The organism is Stutzerimonas nosocomialis (assembly GCF_005876855.1).
Classification (GTDB): Bacteria; Pseudomonadota; Gammaproteobacteria; order Pseudomonadales; family Pseudomonadaceae; genus Stutzerimonas; species Stutzerimonas nosocomialis.
In genome coordinates, this window is the sequence record NZ_QLAE01000003.1 from 108,915 (window position 1) to 135,589 (window position 26,675).

Annotated in this window: 28 protein-coding genes; 21 read left to right on the forward strand and 7 right to left on the reverse strand. The window is 66.5% G+C overall.

Annotated elements, in window-relative coordinates; all coding sequences use genetic code 11:
* Positions 1-55 precede the first annotated feature (55 nt).
* Genes DN824_RS02635 through DN824_RS02655 form a run of 5 tightly spaced genes read left to right on the forward strand, consistent with a single transcriptional unit; the run spans position 56 to position 3,868 of the window.
* Positions 56-625: a YqgE/AlgH family protein gene (locus DN824_RS02635; protein ID WP_138406848.1), complete on the forward strand. Its 570-nt coding sequence runs from the start codon at positions 56-58 to the stop codon at positions 623-625.
* On the forward strand, positions 622-1,071 hold the full coding sequence (ruvX, locus tag DN824_RS02640; RefSeq protein ID WP_138406849.1) for a Holliday junction resolvase RuvX: 450 nt from the start codon (positions 622-624) through the stop codon (positions 1,069-1,071). Before DN824_RS02635 ends, ruvX begins: the two co-directional genes overlap by 4 nt.
* Entirely contained in the window at positions 1,068-1,583 is a 516-nt protein-coding gene (pyrR, locus tag DN824_RS02645; RefSeq protein ID WP_138406850.1) for a bifunctional pyr operon transcriptional regulator/uracil phosphoribosyltransferase PyrR, read from the forward strand. The genes ruvX and pyrR overlap by 4 nt, the downstream gene beginning before the upstream one ends.
* Positions 1,584-1,592: 9 nt before the next feature.
* A complete protein-coding gene (locus DN824_RS02650; RefSeq protein ID WP_138406851.1) occupies positions 1,593-2,597 on the forward strand; it encodes an aspartate carbamoyltransferase catalytic subunit in 1,005 nt (334 codons plus the stop codon).
* The gene (locus tag DN824_RS02655; protein WP_138406852.1) at positions 2,597-3,868 is read left to right on the forward strand and encodes a dihydroorotase; all 1,272 of its coding nucleotides are present in this window, start codon (positions 2,597-2,599) and stop codon (positions 3,866-3,868) included. Before DN824_RS02650 ends, DN824_RS02655 begins: the two co-directional genes overlap by 1 nt.
* 43 nt (positions 3,869-3,911) lie before the next feature.
* Here DN824_RS02655 and DN824_RS02660 read toward each other — a convergent pair whose 3' ends face one another.
* Positions 3,912-4,310 carry an NINE protein gene (locus tag DN824_RS02660; RefSeq protein WP_138406853.1) on the reverse strand — a complete coding sequence of 133 codons (399 nt, stop codon included), beginning with the start codon at positions 4,308-4,310 and terminating at the stop codon, positions 3,912-3,914.
* 139 nt (positions 4,311-4,449) lie between these two features.
* Here DN824_RS02660 and DN824_RS02665 point away from each other — a divergent pair, with 139 nt between their 5' ends.
* Together DN824_RS02665 and DN824_RS02670 are read left to right on the forward strand one after the other, a co-directional pair.
* Positions 4,450-5,661 carry a putative DNA modification/repair radical SAM protein gene (locus DN824_RS02665; RefSeq protein WP_138406854.1) on the forward strand — a complete coding sequence of 404 codons (1,212 nt, stop codon included), beginning with the start codon at positions 4,450-4,452 and terminating at the stop codon, positions 5,659-5,661.
* A complete protein-coding gene (locus DN824_RS02670; RefSeq protein ID WP_349751144.1) occupies positions 5,658-7,076 on the forward strand; it encodes a UdgX family uracil-DNA binding protein in 1,419 nt (472 codons plus the stop codon). The genes DN824_RS02665 and DN824_RS02670 overlap by 4 nt, the downstream gene beginning before the upstream one ends.
* On the opposite strand, the gene DN824_RS02675 is transcribed toward DN824_RS02670, so the two are convergent.
* Positions 7,073-8,218, reverse strand: a complete 1,146-nt coding sequence (locus tag DN824_RS02675; RefSeq protein WP_138406856.1) for a PilT/PilU family type 4a pilus ATPase — start codon at positions 8,216-8,218, stop codon at positions 7,073-7,075. The genes DN824_RS02670 and DN824_RS02675 overlap by 4 nt on opposite strands.
* Before the next feature lie 72 nt (positions 8,219-8,290).
* Complete coding sequence (locus DN824_RS02680; protein WP_138406857.1) at positions 8,291-9,325, reverse strand: type IV pilus twitching motility protein PilT; 1,035 nt, start codon at positions 9,323-9,325, stop codon at positions 8,291-8,293.
* Positions 9,326-9,391: 66 nt separating this feature from the next.
* Between DN824_RS02680 and DN824_RS02685 the strand changes: the two genes are divergently transcribed.
* The 10 genes from DN824_RS02685 (at position 9,392) to DN824_RS02730 (ending at position 18,072) form a co-directional block, all read left to right on the forward strand.
* Positions 9,392-10,078, forward strand: coding sequence for a YggS family pyridoxal phosphate-dependent enzyme (locus DN824_RS02685; RefSeq protein WP_138406858.1), 687 nt, complete (start codon positions 9,392-9,394; stop codon positions 10,076-10,078).
* A gap of 16 nt (positions 10,079-10,094) precedes the next feature.
* Complete coding sequence (gene proC, locus DN824_RS02690; protein ID WP_138406859.1) at positions 10,095-10,916, forward strand: pyrroline-5-carboxylate reductase; 822 nt, start codon at positions 10,095-10,097, stop codon at positions 10,914-10,916.
* 13 nt (positions 10,917-10,929) lie between these two features.
* The gene (locus tag DN824_RS02695; protein ID WP_138406860.1) at positions 10,930-11,520 is read left to right on the forward strand and encodes a YggT family protein; all 591 of its coding nucleotides are present in this window, start codon (positions 10,930-10,932) and stop codon (positions 11,518-11,520) included.
* A gap of 111 nt (positions 11,521-11,631) precedes the next feature.
* On the forward strand, positions 11,632-13,602 hold the full coding sequence (locus tag DN824_RS02700; RefSeq protein WP_138406861.1) for a dynamin-like GTPase family protein: 1,971 nt from the start codon (positions 11,632-11,634) through the stop codon (positions 13,600-13,602).
* Between the two features lie 133 nt (positions 13,603-13,735).
* Positions 13,736-14,875: a homoserine O-succinyltransferase MetX gene (gene metX / locus DN824_RS02705; RefSeq protein WP_138406862.1), complete on the forward strand. Its 1,140-nt coding sequence runs from the start codon at positions 13,736-13,738 to the stop codon at positions 14,873-14,875.
* A 9-nt stretch (positions 14,876-14,884) separates the two neighbouring features.
* Positions 14,885-15,484 carry a methionine biosynthesis protein MetW gene (metW, locus tag DN824_RS02710; RefSeq protein ID WP_138406863.1) on the forward strand — a complete coding sequence of 200 codons (600 nt, stop codon included), beginning with the start codon at positions 14,885-14,887 and terminating at the stop codon, positions 15,482-15,484.
* 28 nt (positions 15,485-15,512) lie between these two features.
* Positions 15,513-15,932: a DUF4426 domain-containing protein gene (locus DN824_RS02715; protein ID WP_138406864.1), complete on the forward strand. Its 420-nt coding sequence runs from the start codon at positions 15,513-15,515 to the stop codon at positions 15,930-15,932.
* Positions 15,932-16,528 (forward strand): RdgB/HAM1 family non-canonical purine NTP pyrophosphatase, encoded by a 597-nt coding sequence (rdgB, locus tag DN824_RS02720; protein WP_138406941.1) that lies wholly within the window; start codon positions 15,932-15,934, stop codon positions 16,526-16,528. Before DN824_RS02715 ends, rdgB begins: the two co-directional genes overlap by 1 nt.
* Positions 16,525-17,739 carry a radical SAM family heme chaperone HemW gene (gene hemW / locus DN824_RS02725; RefSeq protein WP_138406865.1) on the forward strand — a complete coding sequence of 405 codons (1,215 nt, stop codon included), beginning with the start codon at positions 16,525-16,527 and terminating at the stop codon, positions 17,737-17,739. Before rdgB ends, hemW begins: the two co-directional genes overlap by 4 nt.
* A 9-nt stretch (positions 17,740-17,748) precedes the next feature.
* Positions 17,749-18,072 carry a DUF3392 domain-containing protein gene (locus DN824_RS02730; RefSeq protein ID WP_138406866.1) on the forward strand — a complete coding sequence of 108 codons (324 nt, stop codon included), beginning with the start codon at positions 17,749-17,751 and terminating at the stop codon, positions 18,070-18,072.
* Between the two features lie 5 nt (positions 18,073-18,077).
* On the opposite strand, the gene DN824_RS02735 is transcribed toward DN824_RS02730, so the two are convergent.
* On the reverse strand, positions 18,078-18,440 hold the full coding sequence (locus tag DN824_RS02735; RefSeq protein WP_138406867.1) for a DUF5064 family protein: 363 nt from the start codon (positions 18,438-18,440) through the stop codon (positions 18,078-18,080).
* Between the two features lie 177 nt (positions 18,441-18,617).
* On the opposite strand from DN824_RS02735, the gene arcD reads away from it, so the two are divergent.
* The 4 genes from arcD (at position 18,618) to arcC (ending at position 23,439) form a co-directional block, all read left to right on the forward strand.
* The gene (arcD, locus tag DN824_RS02740; RefSeq protein ID WP_138406868.1) at positions 18,618-20,045 is read left to right on the forward strand and encodes an arginine-ornithine antiporter; all 1,428 of its coding nucleotides are present in this window, start codon (positions 18,618-18,620) and stop codon (positions 20,043-20,045) included.
* Between the two features lie 100 nt (positions 20,046-20,145).
* Positions 20,146-21,402, forward strand: coding sequence for an arginine deiminase (gene arcA / locus DN824_RS02745; protein ID WP_138406869.1), 1,257 nt, complete (start codon positions 20,146-20,148; stop codon positions 21,400-21,402).
* A 52-nt stretch (positions 21,403-21,454) separates the two neighbouring features.
* Entirely contained in the window at positions 21,455-22,465 is a 1,011-nt protein-coding gene (locus DN824_RS02750) for an ornithine carbamoyltransferase (protein WP_138406870.1), read from the forward strand.
* Between the two features lie 47 nt (positions 22,466-22,512).
* Positions 22,513-23,439 carry a carbamate kinase gene (arcC, locus tag DN824_RS02755; RefSeq protein ID WP_138406871.1) on the forward strand — a complete coding sequence of 309 codons (927 nt, stop codon included), beginning with the start codon at positions 22,513-22,515 and terminating at the stop codon, positions 23,437-23,439.
* Positions 23,440-23,497: 58 nt separating this feature from the next.
* Here the strand turns inward: arcC and DN824_RS02760 are convergent, their stop codons facing one another.
* The 3 genes from DN824_RS02760 to DN824_RS02770 all read right to left on the reverse strand — a co-directional run bounded on the left by DN824_RS02760 (position 23,498) and on the right by DN824_RS02770 (position 26,627).
* Entirely contained in the window at positions 23,498-24,832 is a 1,335-nt protein-coding gene (locus DN824_RS02760; protein WP_138406872.1) for a DUF1329 domain-containing protein, read from the reverse strand.
* Positions 24,833-25,052: 220 nt separating this feature from the next.
* Positions 25,053-25,772: a tRNA (guanosine(46)-N7)-methyltransferase TrmB gene (trmB, locus tag DN824_RS02765; RefSeq protein WP_138406873.1), complete on the reverse strand. Its 720-nt coding sequence runs from the start codon at positions 25,770-25,772 to the stop codon at positions 25,053-25,055.
* A gap of 60 nt (positions 25,773-25,832) precedes the next feature.
* Complete coding sequence (locus DN824_RS02770) at positions 25,833-26,627, reverse strand: thiazole synthase (protein WP_138406874.1); 795 nt, start codon at positions 26,625-26,627, stop codon at positions 25,833-25,835.
* Between the last annotated feature and the right edge of the window lie 48 nt (positions 26,628-26,675).

Below are 26,675 nucleotides of genomic sequence, written 5' to 3' on the forward strand. Positions count from 1 at the left end.
CCCCGATCGACCTCCCGGCTTGCCGCCTGCCGCGCGAAGGTCGAAACTACGCGTCATGAAGACGTTCTCGCCCAGCTCCCTCAAGCATCATTTTCTGATCGCCATGCCTCACATGGGCGATCCGAATTTCGCCCAGACCCTCATCTACCTGATCCAGCACGGCGCAGACGGCGCGATGGGCCTGATCGCCAACCGGCCCAGCGGACTGAGCCTCGCCGACGTGCTCGAGCAGCTGCGACCCGACGAACCGCCCGCCGCACTGTGCCATAGCCTGCCGATTTTCAGCGGCGGCCCGGTGCAGACCGATCGAGGCTTCGTCCTGCATCCGAACGATCGGCGGTTCCAGGCGACCCTGTCACTGGGCGAGCTGTCGATGTCCACCTCCCAGGATGTGCTGTTCTCGATCGCCGACGGCCAGGGTCCGGAGCGTCACTTCATCGCGCTCGGTTACGCCGGCTGGGAAGCCGGGCAGCTCGAAGCGGAGCTCGCCGACAACGCCTGGCTGACCTGCCCGGCCGACGAGGGCATTCTGTTCGATCTGCCCTACGATCAACGATTGCAGGCCGCCGCCGCGCGCCTGGGCGTGAATCTCAGCCTGCTGACCGCACAGGCGGGCCACGCATGAGCGCGCTGCGCCTGCTGCTCGGCTTCGACTACGGAACCCGCCAGATCGGCGTCGCCATAGGCCAGCCGATCACCGGACAGGCCCGCGAGCTGTGCGTACTCAAGGCCCGTGACGGCATCCCCGACTGGAACCAGATCGAAGCGCTGATCCGCGAGTGGCAGCCCGACGCCCTGGTCGTGGGCCTGCCGTTGAACATGGACGGCTCACCCAGCGCCATGAGCGCCCGTGCAGAAAAGTTCGCAAGACGCCTCAACGGCCGCTTCAACCTGCCGGTGCACACCCACGACGAGCGCCTGACCACTTTCGAGGCCAAGGGCGAGCGGCTTCGCCAGGGCCAGTCGGGCAACTATCGCGAGCGGCCGGTCGATGCGCTGGCCGCCGCCCTGCTGCTCGAAGGCTGGCTCGCCGCGCAGCCAGCCCCCTCCGCCAACAAGGAGCACCCATGAACCTTCCCCGTCCCGAGCAGCTTCTTCCGGAGATGGCCGCCGCCCTCGACCGCCACCTGGCCAGCCGCGGGATTCTCCAACCCCACTTCATAGGCATCCGCACCGGAGGCGTCTGGGTCGCCCAGGCGCTCATGGAGGCCGGCGGCCGCGATCAGCCGCTCGGCATTCTCGACGTTTCGTTCTACCGCGACGACTTCACCCAGAACGGACTGCATCCGCAGGTGCAGCCCTCGGAGCTGCCGTTCGAGATCGAGGGCCAGCACCTGGTGCTGATCGACGACGTCCTGATGACCGGACGCACCATCCGCGCCGCGCTCAACGAACTGTTCGACTACGGTCGCCCCGCCAGCGTGACCCTGGTGTGCCTGCTCGACCTCAACGCGCGCGAATTGCCGGTCCGCCCGGACGTGGTCGGCGCGACCCTGTCCCTGGCGCCGGAGCAACGGGTAAAATTGCTCGGCCCGACGCCGCTTGCCCTCGAGCTTCAGGCCCTCGCCCCCGCTTCCAACTGAGACCCCGCGATGACGCCCACCGACGCCAAGCGCCCGCTGCAACTCAACGACCTCGGTCAGCTGCGCCATTTCCTGTCGCTCGACGGGCTGCCGCGCGAGCTGCTGACCGAAATCCTCGACACCGCCGACTCCTTCCTCGAAGTCGGCAACCGCTCGGTGAAGAAGGTCCCGCTGCTGCGCGGCAAGACCGTCTGCAACGTGTTCTTCGAGAACTCGACGCGCACCCGCACCACCTTCGAGCTCGCGGCCAAGCGTCTGTCGGCCGACGTCATCACGCTCAACGTGTCGACCTCCTCGACGAGCAAGGGCGAGACGCTCACCGATACCCTGCGCAACCTCGAGGCCATGGCGGCGGACATGTTCGTGGTCCGCCACGCCGAATCGGGCGCCGCGCATTTCATCGCCGAGCACGTCTGCCCGGACGTCGCCGTGATCAACGGTGGCGACGGCCGCCACGCGCACCCGACCCAGGGCATGCTCGACATGCTCACCATTCGCCGCCACAAGGGCAGTTTCGAGAACCTCTCGGTGGCCATCGTCGGCGACATCCTTCATTCACGCGTCGCCCGCTCCAACATGCTCGCGCTCAGGACCCTGGGTTGCCCGGACATCCGCGTCATCGGCCCGAAGACGCTCCTGCCGATCGGCCTGGAGCAGTACGGCGTGCGAGTTTTCAACGACATGAGCGAGGGCCTGCGCGACGTCGACGTGGTGATCATGCTGCGCCTGCAGCGCGAACGCATGCAGGGCGGGATGCTGCCGAGCGAGAGCGAGTTCTACCGGCTCTACGGCCTCAGCACGCAGCGCCTGACCCAGGCGCGGCCCGACGCCATCGTCATGCATCCGGGGCCGATCAACCGCGGCGTGGAAATCGAATCGGCGGTGGCCGACGGCGCGCAATCGGTCATTCTCAATCAGGTTACCTACGGCATCGCCATCCGCATGGCCGTGCTGTCCATGGCCATGAGCGGACAGACCGCGCAGCGCCAACTCGACTCCGAGGAGCAGAAGTGATGCCCGTTCAGATCCTCGGCGCCCGCCTGATCGACCCCGCCAGCGGACGGGACGAAGTCACCGATATCTTCCTGCAGGACGGCAAGGTGGTCGCCATCGGCCAAGCGCCCGACGGCTACGAGGCCGCCACCTCGATCGACGCCCGGGGACTGGTGGCAGCCCCGGGCCTGGTCGACCTCAGCGTTGCCCTGCGCGAGCCCGGCTACAGCCGCAAGGGCAGCATCGCCAGCGAGACGCTGGCCGCCACCGCCGGCGGCGTCACCAGCCTCTGCTGCCCGCCCCAGACGCGCCCGGTGCTGGACACCCCGGCGGTGGCCGAACTGATCCTCGACCGCGCTCGCGAGTCAGGGCATGCCAAGGTCTACCCGATCGGCGCCCTGACCCGTGAGCTGGCCGGCGAGCAACTGGCCGAACTGGTCTCGCTACGCGATGCGGGCTGCGTCGCCTTCGGCAACGGGCTGCGCGAGTTCGCCAACAGCCGTAACCTGCGCCGCGCCCTGGAATATGCCGCCACCTTCGACCTCACCGTGGTCTTCCATTCCCAGGATGCCGACCTTGCCGAGGGCGGGCTAGCCCACGAAGGCCCGGTCGCCAGCTTCCTCGGCCTGGCCGGCATTCCGGAAACGGCGGAAACCCTGGCGCTGGCGCGAAACCTCCTGCTGGTGGAGCAGGCGGGCGTATGCGCGCACTTCACCCAGCTGACCAGCGCCCGTGGCGTGCAGATGATTGCCGATGCCCAGGCGCGCGGCCTGCCGGTGACCGCCGATGTCGCGATGTACCAGCTGATCCTCACCGAAGACGCCCTGCAGGGCTTCTCCAGCCTCTATCACGTGCAGCCGCCGCTGCGCAGCCATGCGGACCGCGAAGCGCTGCGCGAGGCGGTCAGGCAGGGCGTCGTCTCGGCCATCTCCAGCCACCACCAGCCCCACGAAGCAGATGCCAAGGATGCTCCCTTCGGTGCCACCGAGCCCGGCATCAGCAGCGTGGAAATCCTCTTGCCGCTGGCCCTGACGCTGGTCCAGGACGGCCTGCTCGACCTGCCGACCCTGCTCGCGCGCCTGGGCAGCGGCCCGGCCGCCGCCCTGAACCTGCCCGCGGGGCGACTGGCCGAGGGCATGCCGGCCGACCTGGTACTGTTCGACCCGGCCAGCTCCACGCTGGTGGGCGAGTCGTGGCTGTCGAAGGGCCGCAACTGCCCGTTCCTCGGTCACTGCCTGCCGGGCGCGGTCCGCTACACCCTGGTGGACGGCCGCATCAGCTACCGTCGCTGATCGGTAGAGCCCTGCCCCGGAGCGCGCAATGCGCTCCGCGCGTTCAGATGCGCTGGGCGTTGCGAACCGAGATCTGCGTGTTGAGCGTCCAGAAGTCGTAGAGCACGCCGAGGAAGAACAGCCCACCGGTGCACAGGTAGAGGATGCCGGTGATCCACTTGCCCTGGTACATCCGGTGTACCCCGAAAATCCCGAGGAAGGTCAGCAGGATCCAGCCGATGTTGTAGTCCAGAGGCCCGGCGGTGAACCGCAGGTCCGCCTCGCGATCCATCGCCGGGATCAGGAACAGGTCGATGATCCAGCCGATGAACAGCAACCCCAGCGTGAAGAACCAGATGGTCCCGGTAACGGGCTTGCCGTAGTAGAACCGGTGCGCGCCGAGAAAGCCGAAGATCCAGAGCAGATAGCCAATGACCTTGCTGTGGGTATCCTGTCGTTGCATGTGACCTCCTGGAAAAAGGGAAAAGCGCCAGATCAGACCCTGCACGACCGCTATCGATCCGACACACGGAGCCGAGCAGGCTTGCCTGAATACGAGCCAGACAAGATACTGTATATAAACACAGCTAACGGTCTCCGTCATGGAACTCATCGACAAGCTCACGGTGCTCGCCGACGCAGCCAAGTATGACGCGTCCTGCGCCAGCAGCGGAGCGCCACGGCGCAGCTCGAAAGGCCGCAACGGCCTCGGCGCCACCGATGGTACGGGAATCTGCCACAGCTTCACGCCCGACGGTCGCTGCGTCTCGCTGCTCAAGGTCCTGCTGACCAACTTCTGCCTGTACGACTGCCAGTACTGCGTCAATCGCCGCTCCAGCAACGTGCCGCGTGCCCGCTTCACGCCGGAGGAGGTGGTACGCCTGACGCTGGATTTCTACCGGCGCAACCTCATCAGTGGCCTGTTCCTGAGTTCGGGCATCATCCGCTCGGCCGACTACACCATGGAGCAGCTGACCCGCGTCGCCAGGCTGCTGCGCGAAACGCACGAATTTCGCGGCTACATCCATCTCAAGACGATCCCCGACGCCGACCCGCTGCTGATCGCCGAAGCCGGGCGCTACGCGGATCGGTTGAGCGTGAACGTGGAGTTGCCCACCGAGGATGGGCTGACACGCCTGGCCCCGGAAAAAAGCGGAAGGACCATCCGCCAGGCCATGGGCCAGATCCGCCTGGGCGTCGAAGCGACCGAGGGGGAACCCCGCGCGCCCTCGTTCGCCCCCGCCGGGCAGAGCACGCAGATGATCATCGGCGCCGACGCCACCGACGACAGCGCCATCCTGCGCACCGCCCAGCGCCTCTACGGCGCCTATGGCCTCAAGCGCGTCTACTACTCGGCATTCAGCCCGATCCCGCAAAGCCCGAACTCAGTACCGCTGCAACCGCCGCCGCTGTTGCGCGAGCACCGCCTCTACCAGGCGGACTTCCTGTTGCGTGGCTATGGCTTCCGGGTCGACGAGCTGCTCGGCGGCCCAGGCAACCTGCCCCTGGACATCGACCCGAAGCTGGCCTGGGCGCTGAGCCACCGCGAGCAGTTCCCCCTCGACCTGAACCGAGCCGAGCCGATGCTGATCGCGCGGGTGCCCGGCATCGGCGTGCGCAATGCCAAACGGCTGGTCGAGCTGCGTCGTGAACGACGGATTCGCTATGCCGACCTGATTCGCCTGCGCTGCGCCATGGACAAGGCCAGGCCCTTCATCGTCACCCAGGACTACCGCCCCCGGGAGGCGACGCTGGAGTCGTCCGCGCTGCGCCGCCAGCTCAGCGATCAGCCGGCGCAGATGGCGCTGTGGTGATCCACTCCTTCGAAGACTGGCGCCAGGAGGCCAAACGCCTGGTGCTGGCCGGCGTCGCGCCACACGAGGTGGACTGGCAGGGTCATGCCGGGCTGCTCGGCGGCCTGTTCGATGCGACGTGCAATGGTGAACCACCGAGAGCACTGCGTATTCCGCGCGCCCTTCCGGAACTGCTGGCCAGCGCCGCGCGCTTTCGCGCCGAGGATCGCTGGGCCCTGCTGTACCGGGTGCTCTGGCGCGTCGCGGCGGGTGACCGAAGCGCGATGCTGGCCGGCGACATCGATGGCAGCGAGCTGCACCGGCGCATCAGGGCGGTACGTCGCGAAGCCCACCACATGCACGCCTTTCTGCGTTTTCGCCCCTGCCAGGCGAGCGACGTCGAATTCATCGCCTGGCACGAGCCGGCCCACGAGGTACTGGACCTGGGGGCTGAGCATTTCATCGGCCGCATGGGCCGGACGCGCTGGGCGATCGCGACGCCCGACGGGGCGGCCTGCTTCGATGGCCGGGCGCTGCGCTATAGCCACCCCTGCCCGCCGGCCCTGATGCGGCTGGCCAGGGAGGGCGACGAGCGCGACGATGCCTTGTGGCAGACCTACTACCAGAGCACCTTCAACCCGGCGCGGCTGAACGAGAAGGCCATGCGCGGCCATATGCCGGTGCGCTTCTGGCAGCACCTGCCGGAGGCCCGCCTGATCCCGCAGATGGTCAGCGAAGCCCGGGCCGGGCAGCAGCGCCTGGCGCAGGCCGCGGATGTCGGCGAACGCGGCGGCAAGGCGGTATTGATTGCCCGTGAGCGGGCCCAGCCCGCGCGCCCGGCCACCAGCGCCCTGCAGGACTGCCAGGCCTGTGCGATCTGGCGCAACGCCACCTGCGCCGTGCCCGGCGAAGGTCCGCAGCAGGCATCGATCATGCTGGTCGGCGAACAGCCCGGCGATCTCGAGGACCTGGCGGGCCGCCCCTTCGTCGGGCCGGCCGGACAGGTGCTGAACGACGCGCTGCGCGCGGCAGGGCTCGGGCGCGACGGACTTTACCTGACCAATGCGGTCAAGCATTTCAAATGGGAGCCCCGCGGCGGCCCCACCAGTCGAGGCGCCACGCGCCTGCACGCCAGCCCCAAGCCCGCCGAGATCCAGGCCTGCCGTCCCTGGCTGGATGAAGAGTTGAATCGGGTACGTCCGCAGGTCGTGGTTGCGCTCGGCCGCACGGCACTGGCGTCATTGCTCGAGGTGCACGACCCGCAGCGCATTCGCCTGGCCGATTTCAGCGGCCAGCCGATGCGCCATAAAGACTTCTGGTTGCTGGTGGCGCCTCACCCGGCGGCGATTCTGCGAAGCCGGGAAGGCGGAGAGATGCGGCGCGCCGAGCTGGTTGCCGCACTGAAGCAGGCGAACCAGCTGGCGAAGGAGGCTTAGCGGAAGCTGCGGCCCGGATCGTCGTCGCTGACTTCCAGGCTCAGCCCCTGGGAGACGCTGGTCAGGTGCTCGCCGTCGGTTTCCGAACCGAGCTTGATCATCAGACGCAGGTCGTTTGCCGAGTCGGCGTAGAGCAGCGCGTCCTCGTAGGTGATTTCGCCCTGCACGTAGAGGTTGTACAGCGCCTGGTCGAAGGTCTGCATGCCAAGTTCCGTGGAGCGCTTCATCAGGGACTTGAGCTCGTGGACTTCGCCCTTGCGGATCAGATCGGCGGCCAGCGGGGTGTTGATCAGTACTTCGATCACCGCGCGGCGGCCCTTGCCGTCCGGGGTCGGAACCAGCTGCTGGGCGACGATCGCCTTGAGGTTCAGCGACAGGTCCATCCAGACCTGGTTCTGCCGGTCGGCGGGGAAGAAGTTGATGATCCGGTCCAGCGCCTGGTTGGCGTTGTTGGCGTGCAGGGTGGCCAGGCACAGGTGGCCGGTCTCGGCGAAGGCCACGGCGTGGTCCATGGTCTCGCGGGTACGCACCTCGCCGATCAGGATCACGTCCGGCGCCTGGCGCAGGGTGTTCTTCAGCGCCACCTCGAACGACTCGGTGTCGATGCCCACTTCACGCTGGGTGACGATGCAGCTCTGGTGCTGGTGGATGTATTCGATCGGGTCCTCGATGGAGATGATGTGCCCGCTCGAATGCTTGTTGCGGTAGCCGATCATGGCCGCCAGCGAGGTCGACTTGCCGGTACCGGTGGCGCCCACGAAGAGCACCAGCCCGCGCTTGGTCATCGCCAGTTTCTTCAGTACGTCGGGCAGCTTGAGGTCGTCGATGGTCGGGATGTTGGTCTCGATGCGACGCAGCACCATGCCGGCGAGGTTACGCTGGTAGAACGCGCTGACGCGGAAACGACCGATGCCCCGTGCGCTGATGGCGAAGTTGCACTCGTGGTTCTCGGTGAAATCCCGACGCTGCGCCTCGTTCATCACACCGTGCACGGTCTCACGGGTCTGCTCAGGCGACATCGCGTTCTTGGTCACGGGCATGATCTTGCCGTTGACCTTCATCGACGGCGGAACGCCAGCGGTGATGAACAGGTCGGAGCCGCCCTTTTCCACCATCAGGCGCAACAGTTTTTCGAATTCCATCGGTGTACTCGCAATCGTCTGGCGAAACCGCCGCCGCAGCGGCAAGCCCTGCCGCCCGTAGGCGCGCAGGGGTTAGAAATTTTCCGGTGTCTTGGCCTTTTCCTTGGCGCTGTCGCGGCTGATCAGCCCCTTGGACAGGAGGTTTTTCAGGCAGGCGTCGAGGGTCTGCATGCCGATCGAGCCGCCGGTCTGGATCGCCGAATACATCTGCGCGACCTTGTCCTCGCGGATCAGGTTCCGGATGGCCGGGGTGCCGATCATGATCTCATGGGCCGCGACGCGTCCGCCGCCGACCTTCTTGAGCAGGGTCTGGGAAATCACCGCCTGCAACGATTCGGAGAGCATGGAGCGGACCATGGATTTTTCTTCGGCGGGGAAGACGTCGACCACCCGGTCGATGGTCTTGGCGGCCGAGGTGGTGTGCAGGGTGCCGAATACCAGGTGACCGGTTTCCGCCGCGGTCAACGCCAGGCGGATGGTTTCCAGGTCGCGCATCTCGCCGACGAGGATGATGTCCGGGTCTTCCCGCAGGGCCGAGCGCAGGGCTTCGGAGAAGCCGAGGGTGTCGCGGTGGACTTCACGCTGGTTGACCAGGCACTTCTTGGACTCGTGAACGAATTCGATCGGGTCTTCGATGGTCAGGATGTGGTGGTACTTGGTGCTGTTGAGGTAGTCGAGCATCGCCGCCAGGGTGGTCGACTTGCCCGAACCGGTCGGGCCGGTCACCAGGACCAGGCCTCGCGGCACGTCGGTGATCTTGCGGAACACTTCGCCCATCCCCAGGTCTTCCATGGTCAGCACCTTGGAGGGAATGGTCCGGAATACCGCGCCCGCGCCGCGGTTCTGGTTGAACGCGTTGACGCGGAAACGCGCCACGCCGGGCACTTCGAAGGAGAAGTCGGTCTCGAGGAACTCTTCGTAGTCCTTGCGCTGCTTGTCGTTCATGATGTCGTAGATCAGCGCGTGCACCTGCTTGTGATCCAGCGGCGGCAGGTTGATCCGGCGCACATCGCCGTCGACGCGGATCATCGGCGGCAAGCCAGCGGAAAGGTGCAGGTCCGACGCACCCTGCTTGGCGCTGAACGCCAGCAGCTCAGTGATATCCATGGGACTCCCCAATTACAAGCAAGCAGGTAGAATGCCGCGCAGACCACGAGGCGGCGGGCGCAGGTAATGTCCACGATAGCGACGAATATTGCAAAGGTCGGAGCGCGCATCCGTGAGGCGGCGCAAGCATCGGCGCGGGATGCCGAATCGGTGGGCCTGCTGGCGGTCAGCAAGACCCAGCCGGCCGAGGCGATCCGCGAGGCCTTCGGCGCCGGCGTGAGGGACTTCGGCGAGAATTACCTGCAGGAAGCGCTGGACAAGCAGACCGCTCTGACCGACCTTGCGCTGCACTGGCATTTCATCGGCCCGATCCAGTCGAACAAGACCAAGGCCATCGCGGAGCATTTCGACTGGGTGCATTCGGTCGATCGCCTGAAGATCGCCCAGCGGTTGTCCGAACAGCGCCCCGACGCCCTCGGCCCGCTGAACATCTGCCTGCAGGTCAACGTCAGCGGCGAAGCGAGCAAGTCGGGCTGCGCGCCCGAAGCGGTCGCCGGGCTGGCCGAGGCGATCGCCGAACTGCCCCGCCTGCGCCTGCGCGGCCTGATGACCATCCCCGCACCAACCGAGGACCCCACCGAGCAACGCCGGGCCTTCGCCCGCCTGCGCCAGCTCAAGGAAGCCCTCGGGCCCGACCTCGACACACTCTCCATGGGCATGAGCCAGGATCTGGAAGCCGCCATCGCCGAGGGCGCGACCTGGGTCCGCATCGGCACCGCCCTGTTCGGCGCCCGGGACTACGGGCGCCCATGAATAAAGGAAACCATCGATGACTCAACCCCGCATCGCCTTCGTCGGCGCCGGCAACATGGCCGCGAGCCTGATCGGCGGCCTGCGTGCCCAGGGCGTTCCGGCCGATGCCATCCGCGCCAGCGACCCGGGCGCCGACAAGCGTGACGCCATGAGCCGCGAACACGGCATCGAAACCTTCGCCGAGAATCGCGAGGCCGTCGCCGGTGCCGACATCGTCGTGCTGGCGGTCAAGCCCCAGGTGATGCAGGACGTCTGTCGCGCGCTGGCCGAGCACCTGGAAGCCCGCACGCTGGTGGTATCGATCGCCGCCGGTATCAGTTGCGCAAGCCTGCAGCGCTGGCTCGGCGAAGGCCGGCCGATCGTCCGCTGCATGCCCAACACGCCGTCGCTGCTGCGCCAGGGCGTCAGCGGCCTGTTCGCCAACGCGCAGACCAGCGAGGCGCAGCGCCAGCAGGCCGAACAGCTGCTTTGCGCCGTGGGTCTGGCCCTGTGGCTGGACGACGAACAGCTGATCGACGCGGTGACCGCCGTGTCGGGCAGCGGGCCGGCGTATTTCTTCCTGATGATCGAGGCCATGACCGCGGCCGGCGAGTCCCTCGGCCTGCCCCGCCAGACCGCCGAACGACTGAGCCAGCACACGGCCCTGGGCGCTGCGCGGATGGCCTGCGAGAGCGAGGTCGATGCGGCAGAACTGCGACGTCGCGTCACCTCGCCGAACGGCACCACCGAAGCGGCGATCAAAGCCTTCCAGGCTGGCGGTTTCGAAACCCTGGTACAACAGGCCCTGAACGCCGCCGCACGGCGCTCGGCCGAACTGGCCGAGCAGCTGGGCCGCTAACAAGGAGTCATTGATGATTGGACTGAACACCGCGGCTATCTACGTCCTGCAGACGCTGGGTAGCCTCTATCTGTTGATCGTGCTGCTGCGCTTCATCCTGCAACTGGTACGTGCCGACTTCTACAACCCACTGAGCCAGTTCATCGTGCGCGCGACCCACCCGTTACTGCGCCCGCTGCGCCGGATCATCCCCAGCATGGGCGGGCTCGACCTGGCGTCGCTGGTGCTCGCCGTCCTGCTGCAGATGGCGCTGATGGCGCTGACTCTGCTGCTGGCCTACGGCACGACGGGCAATCCGATGCAGCTGCTGGTCTGGGCGATCATCGGGGTGACCGGACTGTTCCTGAAGATCTTCTTCTTCGCGCTGATCATCAGCGTGATCCTGTCCTGGGTCGCCCCGGGCAGCCACAACCCCGGCGCGCAACTGGTCAACCAGCTGTGCGAGCCGCTGCTGAGCCCGATCCGGCGCATCCTGCCGAGCCTCGGCGGACTCGACCTGTCGCCGATCTTCGCCTTCCTGGCCCTGCGCCTGCTGGACATGATGGTGATCAACAACCTGGCCGCCATGACCCACATGCCCGATACCCTGCGCCTGCTGATGTGAGATGACCGCCCGGCCGGCCGATTTGCCCTTTGGGTGCCGCGGCCGGGCGCCCCGATTGACCTGGCAGCGATTCACCGCATAATCGCCGCATCATCAATTCGTCGGGCCCAGGTGAGCATGGAACGTCTCAATCAACAGGTGGATGCCTACGTAACCTGGAAGCGCGACCTGATCCGCGAGGTCACCCGCTACCGCAGCTGGCTGGCCCACAACCGGCTCAATTCCGAGGGTGTCGAAGCCCGCCTGGAACGCGCACTCAAGCTGCTGCGCACCGACCACATCACCCTCGCCTTCGTCGGCGAGTTCTCCCGCGGCAAGACCGAACTGATCAACGCCCTGTTCTTCTCCGGATTCGGCCAGCGCATGCTGCCCTCCCGGGCCGGGCGCACCACCATGTGTCCGACCGAGCTGTTCTTCGATCCCCGCTCGGAGCGCTCCTACATCCGCCTGCTGCCGATCGAGACGCGTCTTGGCGAGACCAGCATCGCCCAGTTCAAGCGCACACCGGAGCAGTGGACCCACATCGCCCTCGACCCCACCGATGCCGACAACATGGCCGAGGCGTTCGGCCAGGTGGCACAGGTCAAGCCGATGCCGGCGGAGCAGGCGATCCAGCTGGGCTTCGATCCGGCCATGCTGGAAAGCGCCGGCATCGAAGGCAAGGTGCTGGTGCCGGCCTGGCGCCACGCCCTGGTCAACTTCGACCATCCCCTGCTGCGTCAGGGCCTGCGCATCCTCGACACGCCGGGGCTCAACGCCCTGGGCAGCGAGCCGGAACTGACGCTCTCGATGCTGCCCAGCGCCCAGGGCATCATCTTCCTGCTGTCGGCCGACACCGGCGTCACCGCGAGCGACATGGAAATCTGGCAGCAGCACATTCGCCGCCTCGACGAGAGCACCCAGGGCGCCCTGTTCGCCGTACTGAACAAGATCGACGTGCTCTGGGACGACCTGGCGGGCGAGGTGTTCATGCAGAACGCCATCTACCGGCTGCGCGGTCACACCGCCAGGCAGCTGGGCCTGGAGGACGAGGACGTGCTGCCGCTGTCGGCCAAGCAGGCCCTGCTGGCCAAGGTTCGCGGCGACAAGGCGCTTCTCGAACGCAGCCAGCTGGCCGAACTGGAACAGCTGCTCTGCGAGCGCATCATCGCGCAGAAGGAACGTCTGCTCGAAGAGCGCGTCATCCGGCAGGTCCTTTCCCTGCTGCAGAACAGCCAGCACGTGCTCAGCCAGCGCCTGGAGAAGGTCTGCGAGCAGCGCGACCTGCTGGCCAGCCATCAGCAGGACAACGGGCAGATGCTGCTCGAGCTCACCGCCCGCACCCGTGAGGATCACGACCTGCACCACAAGCAGCTGCTCGGCCTGAAGACCAACCAGCGGCTGATCAAGCGCCAGGGCGACCTGCTGTGCGCCGCCATCCGCACCGAGCGTCTCGACCAGAACCTGGAAAAGCTGCGCCAGCGCCTGACCGGCAGCCTGACCACCATTGGCATCAACCTCGGCATCCTGCAGTTCTTCCGCTCCGTGGAGCTGGACCTGGGACTGCTGGAGCAGGAAGCGGAGCTGGCCAACAAGATGGTCTCGGCCGTCTACCGCCGGCACAACGAGGAAAACCCGCTGCGCGCGGTCGATGCGCCACTGTTCAATCTCAAGCCCTACCAGCGCGAGCTGAAAAAGCTGCAGGACAAGGCCGACCAGTTCCGGCTCCAGCTCAAGACCCTGCTGACCGAACAGCAGATCCTCACCCGGCGCTTCTTCGCCACCCTGGTACTCGAAGTGGTCGCCCTGCACCGCCGGCTGCGCCAGGAAGCCGAGCAATGGGCCAACGAAGCGCTGGCGCCGCTGCTGCAGCATTCGCTCGAGCACAAGCAGCAGCTCGAAACCCACATGTTCAAGCTCAAGGCGCTGGCGCAGGAAACCCAGCAGGCCAGCCAGCGCGGCCAACTGCTGACCCGCTACAGCGGCGAGCTCGAAGAGCAGCTGGCGGTCGCCAACGACATCCAGCGCGCGTTGCGCCGTCCCGCGCCGCAACAGCGCCAGGCCAAGGTGGTGAACCTGAACGCCCACTTCGCCGCCCACTGAACCGGCTGCCCCGCGCCGTCCCGACCCGCCCCGTGGCGCACCACGGGGCACGGCGGCACTGCCAGCGATACTGGATGAATTGAAGCGCGCTTACCTTTAGACTTTGGCGCCTTCTTCTTGCGAGACAGGGTCGATGCCCACTGCCATTCCAGACGACTCCGTCGGTCTGGTGAGCCCGAAGGTCGAGCGCTTCGCCGATCCTCTGGCGCTCGCCTGCGGCCGCACACTTGCCGATTACCAGCTGATCTACGAAACCTACGGCACGCTCAACGCCGAGCGCAGCAACGCCGTGCTGATCTGCCACGCCCTGTCCGGACACCATCACGCTGCCGGCTACCACAGCCCGGACGATCGCAAGCCCGGCTGGTGGGACAGCTGCATCGGTCCTGGCAAGCCGATCGACACCGAGCGCTTCTTCGTGGTGAGCCTGAACAACCTGGGCGGTTGCAACGGCTCGACCGGCCCCTGCAGCCTCAATCCGGCCACCGGCAAGCCCTACGGCGCCGATTTCCCGGTGATCACCGTGGAAGACTGGGTGCACAGCCAGGCGCGCCTGGCCGATGCCCTGGGCATCGGCCAGTGGGCCGCGGTGGTGGGCGGCAGCCTCGGCGGCATGCAGGCGCTGCAGTGGACCATCAGCTACCCCGAGCGCGTGCGGCACTGCCTGGCGATCGCCTCGGCGCCCAAGCTCTCGGCGCAGAACATCGCGTTCAACGAAGTGGCGCGCCAGGCGATCCTGTCCGACCCGGAATTCCACGGCGGGCATTTCCACGAACAGGGCGTGATCCCCAAGCGCGGCCTGATGCTGGCGCGCATGGTCGGCCACATCACCTACCTGTCCGATGACGCGATGGGCGCCAAGTTCGGTCGCGGGCTCAAGAGCGACAAGCTCAACTACGACTTCAACAGCGTCGAATTCCAGGTCGAGAGCTACCTGCGCTACCAGGGCGAGGAGTTTTCCGGGCGCTTCGACGCCAACACCTACCTGCTGATGACCAAGGCGCTGGACTACTTCGACCCGGCCGCCACCCACGATGACGACCTGGCGGCCACCCTGGCCGTGGCCAAGGCCGACTTCTGCGTGATGTCCTTCACCACCGACTGGCGCTTCTCGCCGGAGCGCTCCCGCGAGCTGGTCGAGGCCCTGATCGCCGCCGGCAAGAACGTCAGCTACCTGGAGATCGATGCGCCGCAGGGCCACGACGCCTTCCTGATGCCGATCCCGCGCTACCTGCAAGCCTTCCGCGGTTACATGAACCGCATCGCCGTATAAGGACCTCACATGCGAGCCGATCTGGACATCATCCAAGACTGGATACCGGCGGGCAGCCGCGTGCTCGACCTCGGCTGCGGCAGCGGCGAGCTGCTGGCCTGGCTGCGCGACCACAAGAACGTCAGCGGCTACGGGCTGGAAATCGATCCGGACAACATCGCCGCCTGCGTGGAGAAGGGCGTCAACGTGATCGAGCAGGACCTGGACAAGCTGCTCGGCAACTTCGCCAGCGACAGCTTCGACGTGGTGGTCATGACCCAGGCGCTGCAGGCGGTGCACTACCCCGACAAGCTGCTCGAGGAAATGCTGCGCGTCGGCCGCGAATGCATCATCACCTTCCCCAACTTCGGCCACTGGCGCTGCCGCTGGTACCTGGCGAGCAAGGGACGCATGCCGGTTTCGGAATTTCTTCCTTACACCTGGTACAACACGCCGAACATCCATTTCTGTACCTTCGAGGACTTCGAAAACCTGTGCCGCCAGCTGAAGATCACCGTCAAGGAACGCCTTGCGGTCGATCGCGAACATCGCCACGGCTGGGCCAGCAAAGCCTGGCCCAACCTGCTCGGCGAGATCGGCATCTACCGCGTCAGCCGGCCACAGCCATGATTGACCCTCATACCGCTGGAGGTAACTGATGAGACGGAGCCTGACCCTCCTGTTCGCCCTGCTGCTCGCCGTGCCGGCCCTGGCCGAACGCAAGCAGAGCTTTGGCGAGTACGACGTGCATTACATCACCTTCAATTCCGGCTTCCTGCAGCCGGACGTCGCCGCCGCCACCGGCCTGGTGCGCAGCAGGACCCAGGGCGTGGTCAACGTCTCGGTGCTCAAGCACGGCGAGCCGGTGCCCTCGCTGGTCAACGGCTCGGTGAGGAATCTTCTCGGCCAGGATCGTCCCCTGGCCTTCCGGCAGATCAAGGAAGGCCAGGCGATCTACTACCTGGCCCAGTTCCCGTTCGACTCGCGCGAGACCCTGCGCTTCACCCTCAACGTCCAGCCGCTGGGCGGCGAGCCGATGAGTTTCAACTTCAACCAGGAAGTGTTCCCCGACCCATGATGATGCCTTTCAATGAACTGGTGCTGGCCAGCCACAACGCCGGCAAGCTCAAGGAACTGCAGGCCATGCTCGGCGACGCGGTCCGCGTGCGCTCGGTGGGCGAATTCAGCGACGTCGAGCCCGAGGAAACCGGCCTCTCGTTCGTCGAGAACGCCATCCTCAAGGCACGCAACGCCGCGCGGCTGTCCGGCCTTCCGGCACTGGCCGACGATTCGGGCCTGGCGGTCGACGCCCTCGGCGGCGCGCCGGGCATCTACTCGGCGCGCTACGCCGACGGCCAGGGCGATGCCGCCAACAACGCCAAGCTGCTCGATGCCCTGCGCGAGGTGCCCGACGCCGAGCGCGGCGCCCAGTTCGTCTGCGCGCTGGCGCTGGTGCGGCACGCCGACGATCCGCTGCCGATCATCTGCGAAGGGCTCTGGCCCGGCAGCATCCTGCATGCGGCCCGGGGTGACCAGGGGTTCGGTTACGACCCGCTGTTCTGGGTGCCCGAGCGTGGATGCTCGAGTGCCGAGCTGCCTTCGGCCGAAAAGAACCGGATCAGCCACAGGGCACGGGCGATGGCGATCCTCAAGCAGCGGCTGGGCATCGCATGAGCGGCGCCGGAAGCCGGAAGCTGGAAGCTGAAAGCAACAGGCACACGGACAGCTTCGAGCTCCTGACTTCCGGCATCGAGCTGCCGCCCCTGGCAGCTTATGTCCATATCCCCTGGTGCGTGCGCAAATGCCCGTACTGCGATTTCAATTCCCACGCGGCGGGCCCCTCGCTGCCCGAGGATGCCTATGTCGAGGCGCTGCTGAGCGACCTCGACCAGGACCTCGAGCACGTCCATGGGCGCAGGCTGGTTTCGATCTTCTTCGGCGGCGGCACCCCCAGCCTGTTTTCGGCCCAGGCGCTGGGCAGGATTCTCGAAGGGCTGGAGCGGCGGGTCGGGTTCGCCGACGACATCGAGATCACCCTGGAAGCCAATCCAGGCACCTTCGAGCAGGAAAAATTCCGCAGCTACCGCGCCCTGGGCATCAATCGCCTGTCGATCGGCGTGCAGAGCTTCCAGGCCGAGAAGCTCAAGGCGCTGGGCCGCATTCACGACGGCGACGAAGCGATTCGCGCGGCCGACATGGCCCGCGCGGCCGGTTTCGACAACTTCAACCTGGACCTGATGCACGGGCTGCCGGGGCAGAGCCTGGACGACGCCCTGGCCGACCTGCGAATCGCCATCGCCCAGCAGCCGACGCACCTGTCCTGGTATCAGCTGACCCTGGAGCCAAACACCCTGTTCTTCAGCCAGCCGCCGCAGCTGCCCGAGGACGATGTGCTCTGGGACATCCAGGAAGCCGGCCAGGCGCTGCTGGCGCGCCACGGCTACGCGCAGTACGAAACCTCAGCCTATGCGCGGAACGAGCGACGCGCGCGGCACAACCTGAACTACTGGACCTTCGGCGATTTCCTCGGCATCGGCGCCGGCGCCCATGCCAAGCTGACCCATCCTGACGGGCGCATCGAACGCAGCTGGAAGACCCGGCTGCCCAAGGACTACCTCGACCCGGCCAAGGCCTACCGGGCCGGCCGCAAGACGCTCGAGCCCGAAGAACTGCCGTTCGAGTTTCTGATGAATGCGCTGCGCCTGACCGAAGGCGTACCCGCCGCGCTGTTCGCCCAGCGTACCGGCCTGGCGCTGCAACACCTCGAGCAGGGCCGCGACGAAGCGATACGTCGTGGCCTGCTGCTCGACGACCCGGCTCGCCTGGCGGCCACGCCCCGGGGCCAGCTGTTTCTCAACGACCTGCTGCAACTGTTTCTACCCTAAGGACACCGCATGGACCTGCTGTTCGACCTGATCGTCACCGTCTCGCGCTGGAGCCGCGGCCACCTCTACGACATCTCGCTGGCCATCATGGCCACCCTCTTCGTGCTCTTCGGACCGGCGATCAACGCCTGGGTGAGGAAGACGGTGAGCGGCCTCAACTTCTTCTTCCGCACGCTGATCTTCGTGCTGGTCTGCGCGATCGGCTACGGCCTGGCGATCGTGTTCCTCACGCCGTGGGTGGCACAGGGGCTGGGCCATCTGAACAACTACGCCCTGGCGCCGGTGCTGCTGCTGATCTTCTTCCTCATCGGCGTGCTCGCCGACCGCAACTAGCCGGCTCACTCCTCGCGCAGAAAGCGTTCGAGGTCCACCGGCTCCCCGGGCATGCCGTGCAGCTGGTGGCGCAGGTCCTCGAACAGCGGGTCGTAGACCGCATGGAAGCCGAACACCACGTCGGCGTGCAGATGCACGCCCCGCTGGAGCAGGCACTGGCGGATGCGATGCAGGAAGTTGAACGCCACGTCGCGGTGCATCGAAAACCGCTCGTCGATCGGCATCCGATCGACTTCGCCGTGCAGGTGAAAACAGGCCCATTCCGGTTTCGGCCCGGCCCCTTCGACGTGATAGTCGAGGATCAGGTGATAGCCGGGAAAGCCGTCCGACGCGGGTCGGCTGACTTCTGCATGACCAGGTCTGAACACGAATGCCCCTCCTCTGCTGACGCACCGGGCGAGGTCGCCCCGTGCCGGGCGGCCTGCCGCCACCCACCCGATCTTCGCGCCGCCTCCTCGCCGCTTCCTTGACCCGGATCATCACCGCCTCTCGGCGGACGGCATTCAATGATCACGGCTACAGTTGATCGTTCAAGGAGACAAGGCATGGCCACGGCTTCGAAACAACTGAAACTTAGTGCATTGGTGGCACTGGTGGTGGGCTCGATGATCGGCGGCGGGATCTTTTCCCTGCCGCAGAACATGGCAGCCAGCGCCAGTGCCGGCGCCATCCTCATCGGCTGGGCGATCACCGCGGTCGGCATGCTGAGCCTGGCCTTCGTCTTCCAGACCCTGGCCAACCGCAAGCCGGACCTCGACGCGGGCGTCTATGCCTATGCCAAGGCCGGCTTTGGCGACTACATGGGCTTCTCCTCCGCCTGGGGCTACTGGATCAGCGCCTGGATCGGCAACGTCAGTTACTTCGTCCTGCTGTTCAGCACCCTCGGCTATTTCTTTCCGATATTCGGCGAGGGCAACACCCTGCCAGCGGTGATCGGCGCCTCGCTGGTGCTGTGGGGTGTGCACCTGCTGGTCCTGCGTGGCATCCAGCAGGCGGCCTTCATCAACCTGATCAGCACCGTCGCCAAGATCGTGCCGCTGGTGCTGTTCATCGTCATCGCCGCGGTCGCCTTTCGGCTGGAGGTGTTCACCGCCGACTTCTGGGGCCGCGGCAACCTCGAACTCGGCAGCGTGATGCAGCAGGTGCGCAACATGATGCTGGTGACCGTCTGGGTGTTCATCGGCATCGAAGGCGCCAGCGTCTATTCGGCGCGGGCCGAGCGGCGCAGCGACGTCGGCAGGGCCACCGTGATCGGCTTCATCGGCGTGCTCGCCCTGCTGGTGCTGGTGAACGTGCTGTCGATGGGCATCATGAGCCAGGCCGAGCTGGCCGGCCTGAAGAACCCCTCCATGGCCGGCGTGCTGGAGCAGGTCGTCGGACGCTGGGGCGCGGTGCTGATCAGCGTCGGGCTGGTGGTGTCGCTGGCCGGCGCCCTGCTCTCCTGGACCCTGCTGTGCGCGGAGATTCTCTTCGCCGGCGCCCGCGACAACACCATGCCGAGCTTCCTGCGCAAGGAGAACGCCAACCACGTCCCGGCCAATGCGCTGTGGCTGTCGAACGGGCTGATCCAGCTGTTCCTGATCATCACGCTGTTCAGCGCCTCGACCTACCTGAGCCTGCTCTACCTGGCCACTTCCATGATCCTGGTGCCCTACTTCTGGTCGGCCGCCTATGCGCTGCTGCTCGGCGTTCGCGGCGAAGGCTACGAAAACGCGCCCGGCGAACGGCGCAAGGATCTGCTGACCGCCGCGATCGCCACGCTCTATGCACTCTGGCTGGTCTACGCCGGCGGCATGCAGTACCTGCTGCTTTCCGCCCTGCTCTACGCGCCGGGTGCGCTGCTCTTCGCCAAGGCCAAGCGTGAACTCGGCCAGCCGGTGTTCACCGCGCTGGAGAAGCTGATCTTCGCCGTGGTGCTGATCGGCGCGGCGATCGCCGCCTACGGGCTGTACGACGGATTCCTCTCTCTGTGATCCATGGGGCCCTCGGCCCCGGCAACGCTCGACCACGGCCACGAGCAGTGGCGAGCCACCGAGCACCCCACCGGTGCGAAGACTTGCAAGGAGTACTGCCATGACACCGCAACCCCTGAAGCTCGGCGTCCATTCCGAAGCCGGAAAACTGCGTCAGGTGATGGTCTGCTCGCCGGGCCTGGCCCACCAGCGCCTGACGCCGACCAACTGCGACGAGCTGCTGTTCGACGATGTGATGTGGGTGAACCAGGCCAAGCGCGATCACTTCGACTTCGTCACCAAGATGCGCGAACGGGGCGTCGAGGTGCTGGAAATGCACAACCTGCTGACCGAGACGGTGAGCAATCCCGAAGCCCTGAAGTGGATCCTCGACCGCAAGATCACCCCCAACCAGGTCGGCATCGGCCTGCAGAACGAAGTGCGCAGCTGGCTCGAGGAACAGCAACCCCGGCGGCTGGCCGAATACCTGATCGGCGGCGTCTCGGGCAGCGACCTGCCCGGCACCCGGAGCGGCGAGATCGTCAGCCTGTTCCGCGACTACCTGGGGCATTCGAGCTTCATCCTGCCGCCACTGCCCAACACGATGTTCACCCGCGACACCAGTTGCTGGATCTACGGCGGGGTGTCGCTCAACCCGATGCACTGGACGGCGCGCCGTCAGGAAACCCTGCTGACAGCGGCCATCTACCGCTTCCACCCGCATTTCGCCGGGCAGGACTTCAAGGTCTGGTACGGCGACCCCCAACTCGACCACGGCCTGGCCACGCTCGAAGGCGGCGACGTGATGCCGATCGGCAAGGGCGTGGTCCTGATCGGAATGGGCGAGCGCAGCTCGCGCCAGGCCATCGGTCAGCTGGCCCAGTCGCTGTTCAGCCAGGGCGCGGCCGAGCGGGTGATCGTCGCCGGGCTGCCGCGTTCACGCTCGGCGATGCACCTGGACACCGTGTTCAGCTTCTGCGACCGCGACCTGGTGACCATCTACCCCGAAGTGGTCCACGGCATCGTGGCGTTCAGCCTGCGTCCCGATGAAAGCAAGCCGGGCGGCATCGACCTGCGCCGCGAGAGCGCGAGCTTCCTCGAGGTGGTCGCCGAAGCCCTCGGCCTGCCCGCCCTGCGGGTGGTGGAGACCGGTGGCGACAGCTACGAAGTCGAGCGCGAGCAATGGGACGACGGCAACAACGTGGTCGCCCTCGAACCCGGCGTGGTGATCGGCTACGACCGCAACACCTTCACCAACACCCTGCTGCGCAAGGCCGGCGTCGAGGTGATCACCATCAGCGCCAGCGAACTGGGCCGGGGCCGCGGCGGCGGCCACTGCATGACCTGCCCGATCGTACGCGACGCCCTCGACTATTGATCACCGCGCCGGGCGCAGTCCCGGCGTGCCCCTCATCCGGAGGACCCACCTCATGGCTTTCAACATCCACAACCGCAGCCTGCTCAGCCTCATGCACCACAGCGAGCGCGAGCTGCGCTACCTGCTCGACCTGTCCCGCGACCTCAAGCGCGCCAAGTACACCGGCACCGAGCGCCAGCACCTCAAGGGCAAGAACATCGCGCTGATCTTCGAGAAGACCTCCACCCGTACCCGTTGCGCCTTCGAGGTCGCCGCCTACGACCAGGGCGCCAACGTCACCTACATCGACCCGAACTCCTCGCAGATCGGCCACAAGGAAAGCATGAAGGACACCGCGCGGGTCCTCGGGCGCATGTACGACGCCATCGAATACCGCGGCTTCAGACAGGAGATCGTCGAGGAACTGGCCCGCTACGCCGGAGTGCCGGTCTACAACGGCCTGACCGACGAATATCACCCGACCCAGATGCTCGCCGACGTGATGACCATGCGCGAGCACAGCGACAAGCCGCTGCACCAGATCAGCTATGCGTACCTGGGTGATGCGCGCAACAACATGGGCAACTCGCTGCTGCTGATCGGCGCCAAGCTCGGCATGGACGTGCGCATCGCCGCGCCGCGCGCCCTGTGGCCGAGCGAGCAGCACATCGATGCCTGCAACGCCTTCGCCGAGCAGAGCGGCGCCCGCCTGCTGCTCACCGAAGACCCTTACGCCGCGGTGCAGGACGTCGATTTCGTCCACACGGACGTCTGGGTGTCGATGGGCGAACCGGTCGAGGCCTGGGCCGAGCGCATCGAACAGCTGCTGCCCTACCAGGTGAACCCGCCGCTGATGCAGGCCACCGGCAACCCGCGCTGCAAGTTCATGCACTGCCTGCCAGCATTCCACAACAGCGAGACCAAGGTCGGCAGGGAGATCGCGGCCAAGTACCCGCACCTGGCCAACGGCATCGAGGTGACCGAAGAGGTGTTCGAGTCGCCCGCCTGCATCGCCTTCGAACAGGCCGAGAACCGCATGCACACCATCAAGGCGATCCTGGTCTCGACCCTCGCCGACATCTGAGCCATCCCGCGCCCGGCATGCCCGGGCGCGCCCAGGAGGAGAACCGCATGCGCATCGTCGTCGCATTGGGTGGCAACGCCCTGCTTCGCAGGGGCGAGCCGCTGACCGCGCAGAACCAGCGCGAGAACGTGAGGGCCGCCTGCACCCAGATCGCCCGGATCGCGCCGGGCAACGAGCTGGTGGTGGCCCACGGCAACGGCCCGCAGGTCGGGCTGCTGGCCTTGCAGGGCGCGGCCTACACCGAGGTGCCCACCTACCCGCTGGATGTCCTCGGCGCGGAAACCGAGGGCATGATCGGCTACATCATCGAGCAGGAGCTGGGCAACCTGCTGCCCTTCGAAGTGCCCTTCGCCACCCTGCTGACCCAAGTGGAAGTGGACGCCGCCGACCCGGCCTTCGAGCATCCCAGCAAGCCGATCGGGCCGGTCTACAGCCGCGAGGAAGCCGAGCGCCTGGCGCGCGAGAAAGGCTGGAGCATCGCCGCCGACGGTGACCGCTTCCGCCGGGTGGTGCCGAGCCCGCGACCGAAGCGGATCTTCGAGATAAGGCCGATCCGCTGGCTGCTGGAAAAGGGCAGCGTGGTGATCTGCGCCGGCGGCGGCGGCATCCCGACGGTGTATGACCAGGATGGACAACTGCATGGGATCGAGGCCGTGATCGACAAGGACCTCTGCTCGGCCCTGCTGGCCGAGCAGCTGGAAGCGGACCTGCTGGTGATCGCCACCGACGTCGACGGCGCCTACCTGGACTGGGGCACGCCGGCGCAGCGCCGCATCGGCGAGGCCCATCCCGACCAGCTCGAACGCCTGGGCTTCGCGGCCGGCTCGATGGGACCGAAGGTGCAGGCGGCCTGCGAATTCGTCCGTCATACCGGCAAGGTCGCGGTGATCGGCTCGCTGGCCGACATCGAGGCGATCGTCCAGGGCCGCGCCGGCACCCGGGTCAGCCTGACGGCGGAGTCGTCCCTGACGTAGGCACGCGCCAATGAAAAAGGGGTGCCGAGGCACCCCTTTTTCACCACCGAAGCCTGAATCAGTTGTCGCGACGCAGCGCCTGAGGCGAGAAATCGCGCGGCTGCAGCTTCACGTCGAACTGGTACATCGGTTCGTTGTTGTCCAGACCGTCGACGAAGTAGTTACCCCGCTTTAGGTCGTAGAGGGTTTCCAGGGTGCTGGCGAACATCGGCACCTCGTAGTAGTTGATCGGATGGCTTTCCTGCAGCCCGATCAGCTCGCCGTTCTGGTCGTAGAGGTCCACCGCCAGGATCTGCCAGCTGTCCTCGTCGATGTAGAAGCGACGCCGGTCGTAGGTGTGCTTGAAGCTCGGACGCAGGGTGGCGTCCACGACCCATACACGGTGCAGCTCGTAACGCAGCAGCTCCGGGTTGAGCGTCCTGGCCTTGACGATGTCGTTGTAGGGAATGCCCTTCTGGTGCACGGCGTAGCTGTTGTAGGGCATCAGCATCTCGCGCTTGCCCACCAGCTGCCATTCATAGCGATCCGGCGCGCCGTTGAACGAGTCCACCACGTCGGCCGTGGCCAGGCCGCTGGTGTCCGGCTGCGGCGCATCGTAGGCCAGCGACGGCAGGCGCCGGACGCGACGGTCGTCAGGGCTGTAGCGCCAGGCCTTGCGGGTCGCCATGACCTGGTCGAGGGTGTCCTGGACGACGAGCGCGGTGCCCGAGAGCTTGGCCGGCGCGGTCACCTTGTACTTGTAGTACAGCAGGGTGTTGTCCAGGTCGGCTTCGGTCATGCCTTCGCGGTTGTAGACGCTGTAGACCAGGCGATCGCGCTTGATGTAGTGCGGGTTGCCGTTGATCACCACCGCCTGGTTGTTGATGATGCGGATCTGCTCGCCCTTGTAGTGCAGGATGTGGTTCCAGATGACCTCGGTACCGTCCTGGGGCAGCGGGAAGGGAATGCCCGCCGAGGCGCCGCGAATCCCGTTGCCGTTGGCGATCAGCTCCGTCGTGAGGGCGTTCAGACGCGTGGCATCGTAGATGCGCTGCGGTGCCGAGGCGCTGCGGCGGGTCGGGAAGACGCGCAGGTAGAAATCCGGATAGCGCTCGACCAGGGCCCGCAGCCCTTCGGGCAGCAGCGAGGCGTACTGGCCGACGTTGCCGCGGTCGACACGATAGAGCGGTGCGTCGCCGGCGAACGGATCGGGGTGATGCATGCCGGGCGAATAGCCGGCCGGCGGCTGCACGCCACCGGTCCAGGGCGGGATGGTGCCGGCGGCATTCCCCGCACGCTCGGCACCCAGAGGGGTCAGATCCTGGCCGAGGCGCGCGGCCTGGGCGCTATCGACCTTCGCGTGAGCCTGGCCGATGCAGGCCAGCAACAACAGAACTCCAAACTTTCTGTACATCGTCCTTTACTCCTTGCAGCGCGGTCCGGGCGCTGCGTCGTGCCGCTGCCGACATGGCAGAACGGCCGTGGTAAGCGTTGTGTTGGGCGCGCCTTCCTGGCGGCCGCTGACGCCGAGACGAGTGGGTGCTGTCTCGATCGTCGCGCGGATTCATCCCTATGGCCGTTGTGCGGCTCTGCTCGGACGCAAGGTTCGACGTCCTCTCATTTTTCTCACGCGGTTACTCGGTGCGCTGGAACTTGAGATCCCAGACACCATGCCCGAGGCGTTCGCCACGGCGTTCGAACTTGGTCACCGGTCGCTCCTCGGGACGAGGGACGAAACCGTCCTCGCCACCCAGGTTGCGGTAGCCGGCCACCGCGTTCATCACCTCGAGCATGTGCTCGGCATAGGGCTGCCAATCGGTCGCCATATGGAGCACGCCCCCGGCCTTGAGCTTCTGTCGCACCAGGTCCGCGAAGGCGGGCTGGACGATACGCCGCTTGTGGTGGCGGCTCTTGTGCCAGGGGTCTGGAAAAAACAGCAAAACCCGGTCCAGGCTCGCATCGGCGACGCAGGTGCGCAGCACCTCCAGCGCATCGCAGCTGTAGACCCGGACGTTATTCATGTCGCGCGCCAGCAGGCCGCTGAGCAGCGCCCCGACGCCCGGCTTGTGCACCTCGACACCGATGAAATCCTGCTCTGGCGCCGCCGCCGCCATTTCCAGCGTCGAATGGCCCATGCCGAAACCGATCTCGAAGGTCAGCGGCGCCGTACGGCCGAAGACCCGGGAAAAATCCTGCATCCCCTGCTCCAGCTCGAGACCGAAGCGCGGCCAGCCCTCTTCGAGGGCCCGCTGCTGCCCGACCGTGGTACGGCCGGCGCGCATGACGAAGCTCTTGACGGTGCGCATCGGGCGTTGTCCGGTCGGTTCGCCGGAGGGTTGCTGCATATCGCTCATGGGTGTCCTGCACATACGGAAAAATGCGGCGTCCCGGTCGTCGTGCGGCCGGGGCTCCGTTCAGTTGATCAGCCCTTCCAGGGGGGAAGAGGCGCTGGCGTAGAGTTTCTTCGGCATGCGGCCGGCCAGGTAGGCCAGGCGTCCCGCCTCGATGGCGTGCTTCATCGCCTCGGCCATCAGCACCGGATTCTGCGCGTGGGCGATGGCGCTGTTCATCAGCACCGCTTCGCAGCCGAGTTCCATGGCGATGGTGGCATCCGAGGCGGTGCCGACCCCGGCATCGACCAGCACCGGGACGGTGGCTTCCTCGAGGATGATGCGCAGGTTGTAGGGGTTGCAGATCCCCAGGCCGGTGCCGATCAGGCCGGCCAGCGGCATCACCGCGATGCAGCCCATCTCGGCCAGCTGGCGCGCGATGATCGGGTCATCGCTGGTGTAGACCATCACGTCGAAGCCGTCCTTGATCAGCACTTCGGCGGCCTTGAGGGTCTCGATCACGTTAGGGAACAGGGTCTTCTGGTCGGCCAGCACTTCGAGCTTGACCAGGTTGTGCCCGTCCAGCAGCTCGCGCGCCAGGCGGCAGGTGCGCACCGCCTCGGTGGCGTCGTAGCAGCCGGCGGTGTTCGGCAGGATGGTGTAGCGATCCGGGGAGATGACGTCGAGCAGGTTCGGCTCGCCCGGGTTCTGTCCGATGTTGGTGCGGCGGACCGCGACCGTGACGATTTCAGCACCGGAGGCGGCGATGGCCGCGCCGGTCTGCTCGAGATCCTTGTATTTGCCGGTGCCCACCAGCAGGCGCGACTGGTAGGTACGGCCGGCAAGGGTAAAGGGCTTGTCGTGGGGAGCTGGGGTCATGAGAGCCTCTCGTGGGCGGGTTGCGGCGAGCGATCGGGCGGGGCGCGT

What these genes read in the sequence shown, in the direction of transcription:
- proC (WP_138406859.1), top strand. Translation starts at nt 10,095, where the DNA reads ATGACTCAACCCCGCATCGCCTTCGTCGGCGCCGGCAACATGGCCGCG.
- DN824_RS02675 (WP_138406856.1), bottom strand. Translation starts at nt 8,218, where the DNA reads ATGGAATTCGAAAAACTGTTGCGCCTGATGGTGGAAAAGGGCGGCTCC.
- DN824_RS02760 (WP_138406872.1), bottom strand. Translation starts at nt 24,832, where the DNA reads ATGTACAGAAAGTTTGGAGTTCTGTTGTTGCTGGCCTGCATCGGCCAG.
- arcA (WP_138406869.1), top strand. Translation starts at nt 20,146, where the DNA reads ATGACACCGCAACCCCTGAAGCTCGGCGTCCATTCCGAAGCCGGAAAA.
- metX (WP_138406862.1), top strand. Translation starts at nt 13,736, where the DNA reads ATGCCCACTGCCATTCCAGACGACTCCGTCGGTCTGGTGAGCCCGAAG.
- trmB (WP_138406873.1), bottom strand. Translation starts at nt 25,772, where the DNA reads ATGAGCGATATGCAGCAACCCTCCGGCGAACCGACCGGACAACGCCCG.
- DN824_RS02655 (WP_138406852.1), top strand. Translation starts at nt 2,597, where the DNA reads ATGCCCGTTCAGATCCTCGGCGCCCGCCTGATCGACCCCGCCAGCGGA.
- DN824_RS02695 (WP_138406860.1), top strand. Translation starts at nt 10,930, where the DNA reads ATGATTGGACTGAACACCGCGGCTATCTACGTCCTGCAGACGCTGGGT.
- arcC (WP_138406871.1), top strand. Translation starts at nt 22,513, where the DNA reads ATGCGCATCGTCGTCGCATTGGGTGGCAACGCCCTGCTTCGCAGGGGC.
- DN824_RS02665 (WP_138406854.1), top strand. Translation starts at nt 4,450, where the DNA reads ATGGAACTCATCGACAAGCTCACGGTGCTCGCCGACGCAGCCAAGTAT.
- DN824_RS02680 (WP_138406857.1), bottom strand. Translation starts at nt 9,325, where the DNA reads ATGGATATCACTGAGCTGCTGGCGTTCAGCGCCAAGCAGGGTGCGTCG.
- DN824_RS02685 (WP_138406858.1), top strand. Translation starts at nt 9,392, where the DNA reads ATGTCCACGATAGCGACGAATATTGCAAAGGTCGGAGCGCGCATCCGT.
- DN824_RS02650 (WP_138406851.1), top strand. Translation starts at nt 1,593, where the DNA reads ATGACGCCCACCGACGCCAAGCGCCCGCTGCAACTCAACGACCTCGGT.
- DN824_RS02635 (WP_138406848.1), top strand. Translation starts at nt 56, where the DNA reads ATGAAGACGTTCTCGCCCAGCTCCCTCAAGCATCATTTTCTGATCGCC.
- arcD (WP_138406868.1), top strand. Translation starts at nt 18,618, where the DNA reads ATGGCCACGGCTTCGAAACAACTGAAACTTAGTGCATTGGTGGCACTG.
- DN824_RS02660 (WP_138406853.1), bottom strand. Translation starts at nt 4,310, where the DNA reads ATGCAACGACAGGATACCCACAGCAAGGTCATTGGCTATCTGCTCTGG.
- DN824_RS02770 (WP_138406874.1), bottom strand. Translation starts at nt 26,627, where the DNA reads ATGACCCCAGCTCCCCACGACAAGCCCTTTACCCTTGCCGGCCGTACC.
- rdgB (WP_138406941.1), top strand. Translation starts at nt 15,932, where the DNA reads ATGATGCCTTTCAATGAACTGGTGCTGGCCAGCCACAACGCCGGCAAG.
- DN824_RS02750 (WP_138406870.1), top strand. Translation starts at nt 21,455, where the DNA reads ATGGCTTTCAACATCCACAACCGCAGCCTGCTCAGCCTCATGCACCAC.
- ruvX (WP_138406849.1), top strand. Translation starts at nt 622, where the DNA reads ATGAGCGCGCTGCGCCTGCTGCTCGGCTTCGACTACGGAACCCGCCAG.
- metW (WP_138406863.1), top strand. Translation starts at nt 14,885, where the DNA reads ATGCGAGCCGATCTGGACATCATCCAAGACTGGATACCGGCGGGCAGC.
- hemW (WP_138406865.1), top strand. Translation starts at nt 16,525, where the DNA reads ATGAGCGGCGCCGGAAGCCGGAAGCTGGAAGCTGAAAGCAACAGGCAC.
- DN824_RS02730 (WP_138406866.1), top strand. Translation starts at nt 17,749, where the DNA reads ATGGACCTGCTGTTCGACCTGATCGTCACCGTCTCGCGCTGGAGCCGC.
- pyrR (WP_138406850.1), top strand. Translation starts at nt 1,068, where the DNA reads ATGAACCTTCCCCGTCCCGAGCAGCTTCTTCCGGAGATGGCCGCCGCC.
- DN824_RS02715 (WP_138406864.1), top strand. Translation starts at nt 15,513, where the DNA reads ATGAGACGGAGCCTGACCCTCCTGTTCGCCCTGCTGCTCGCCGTGCCG.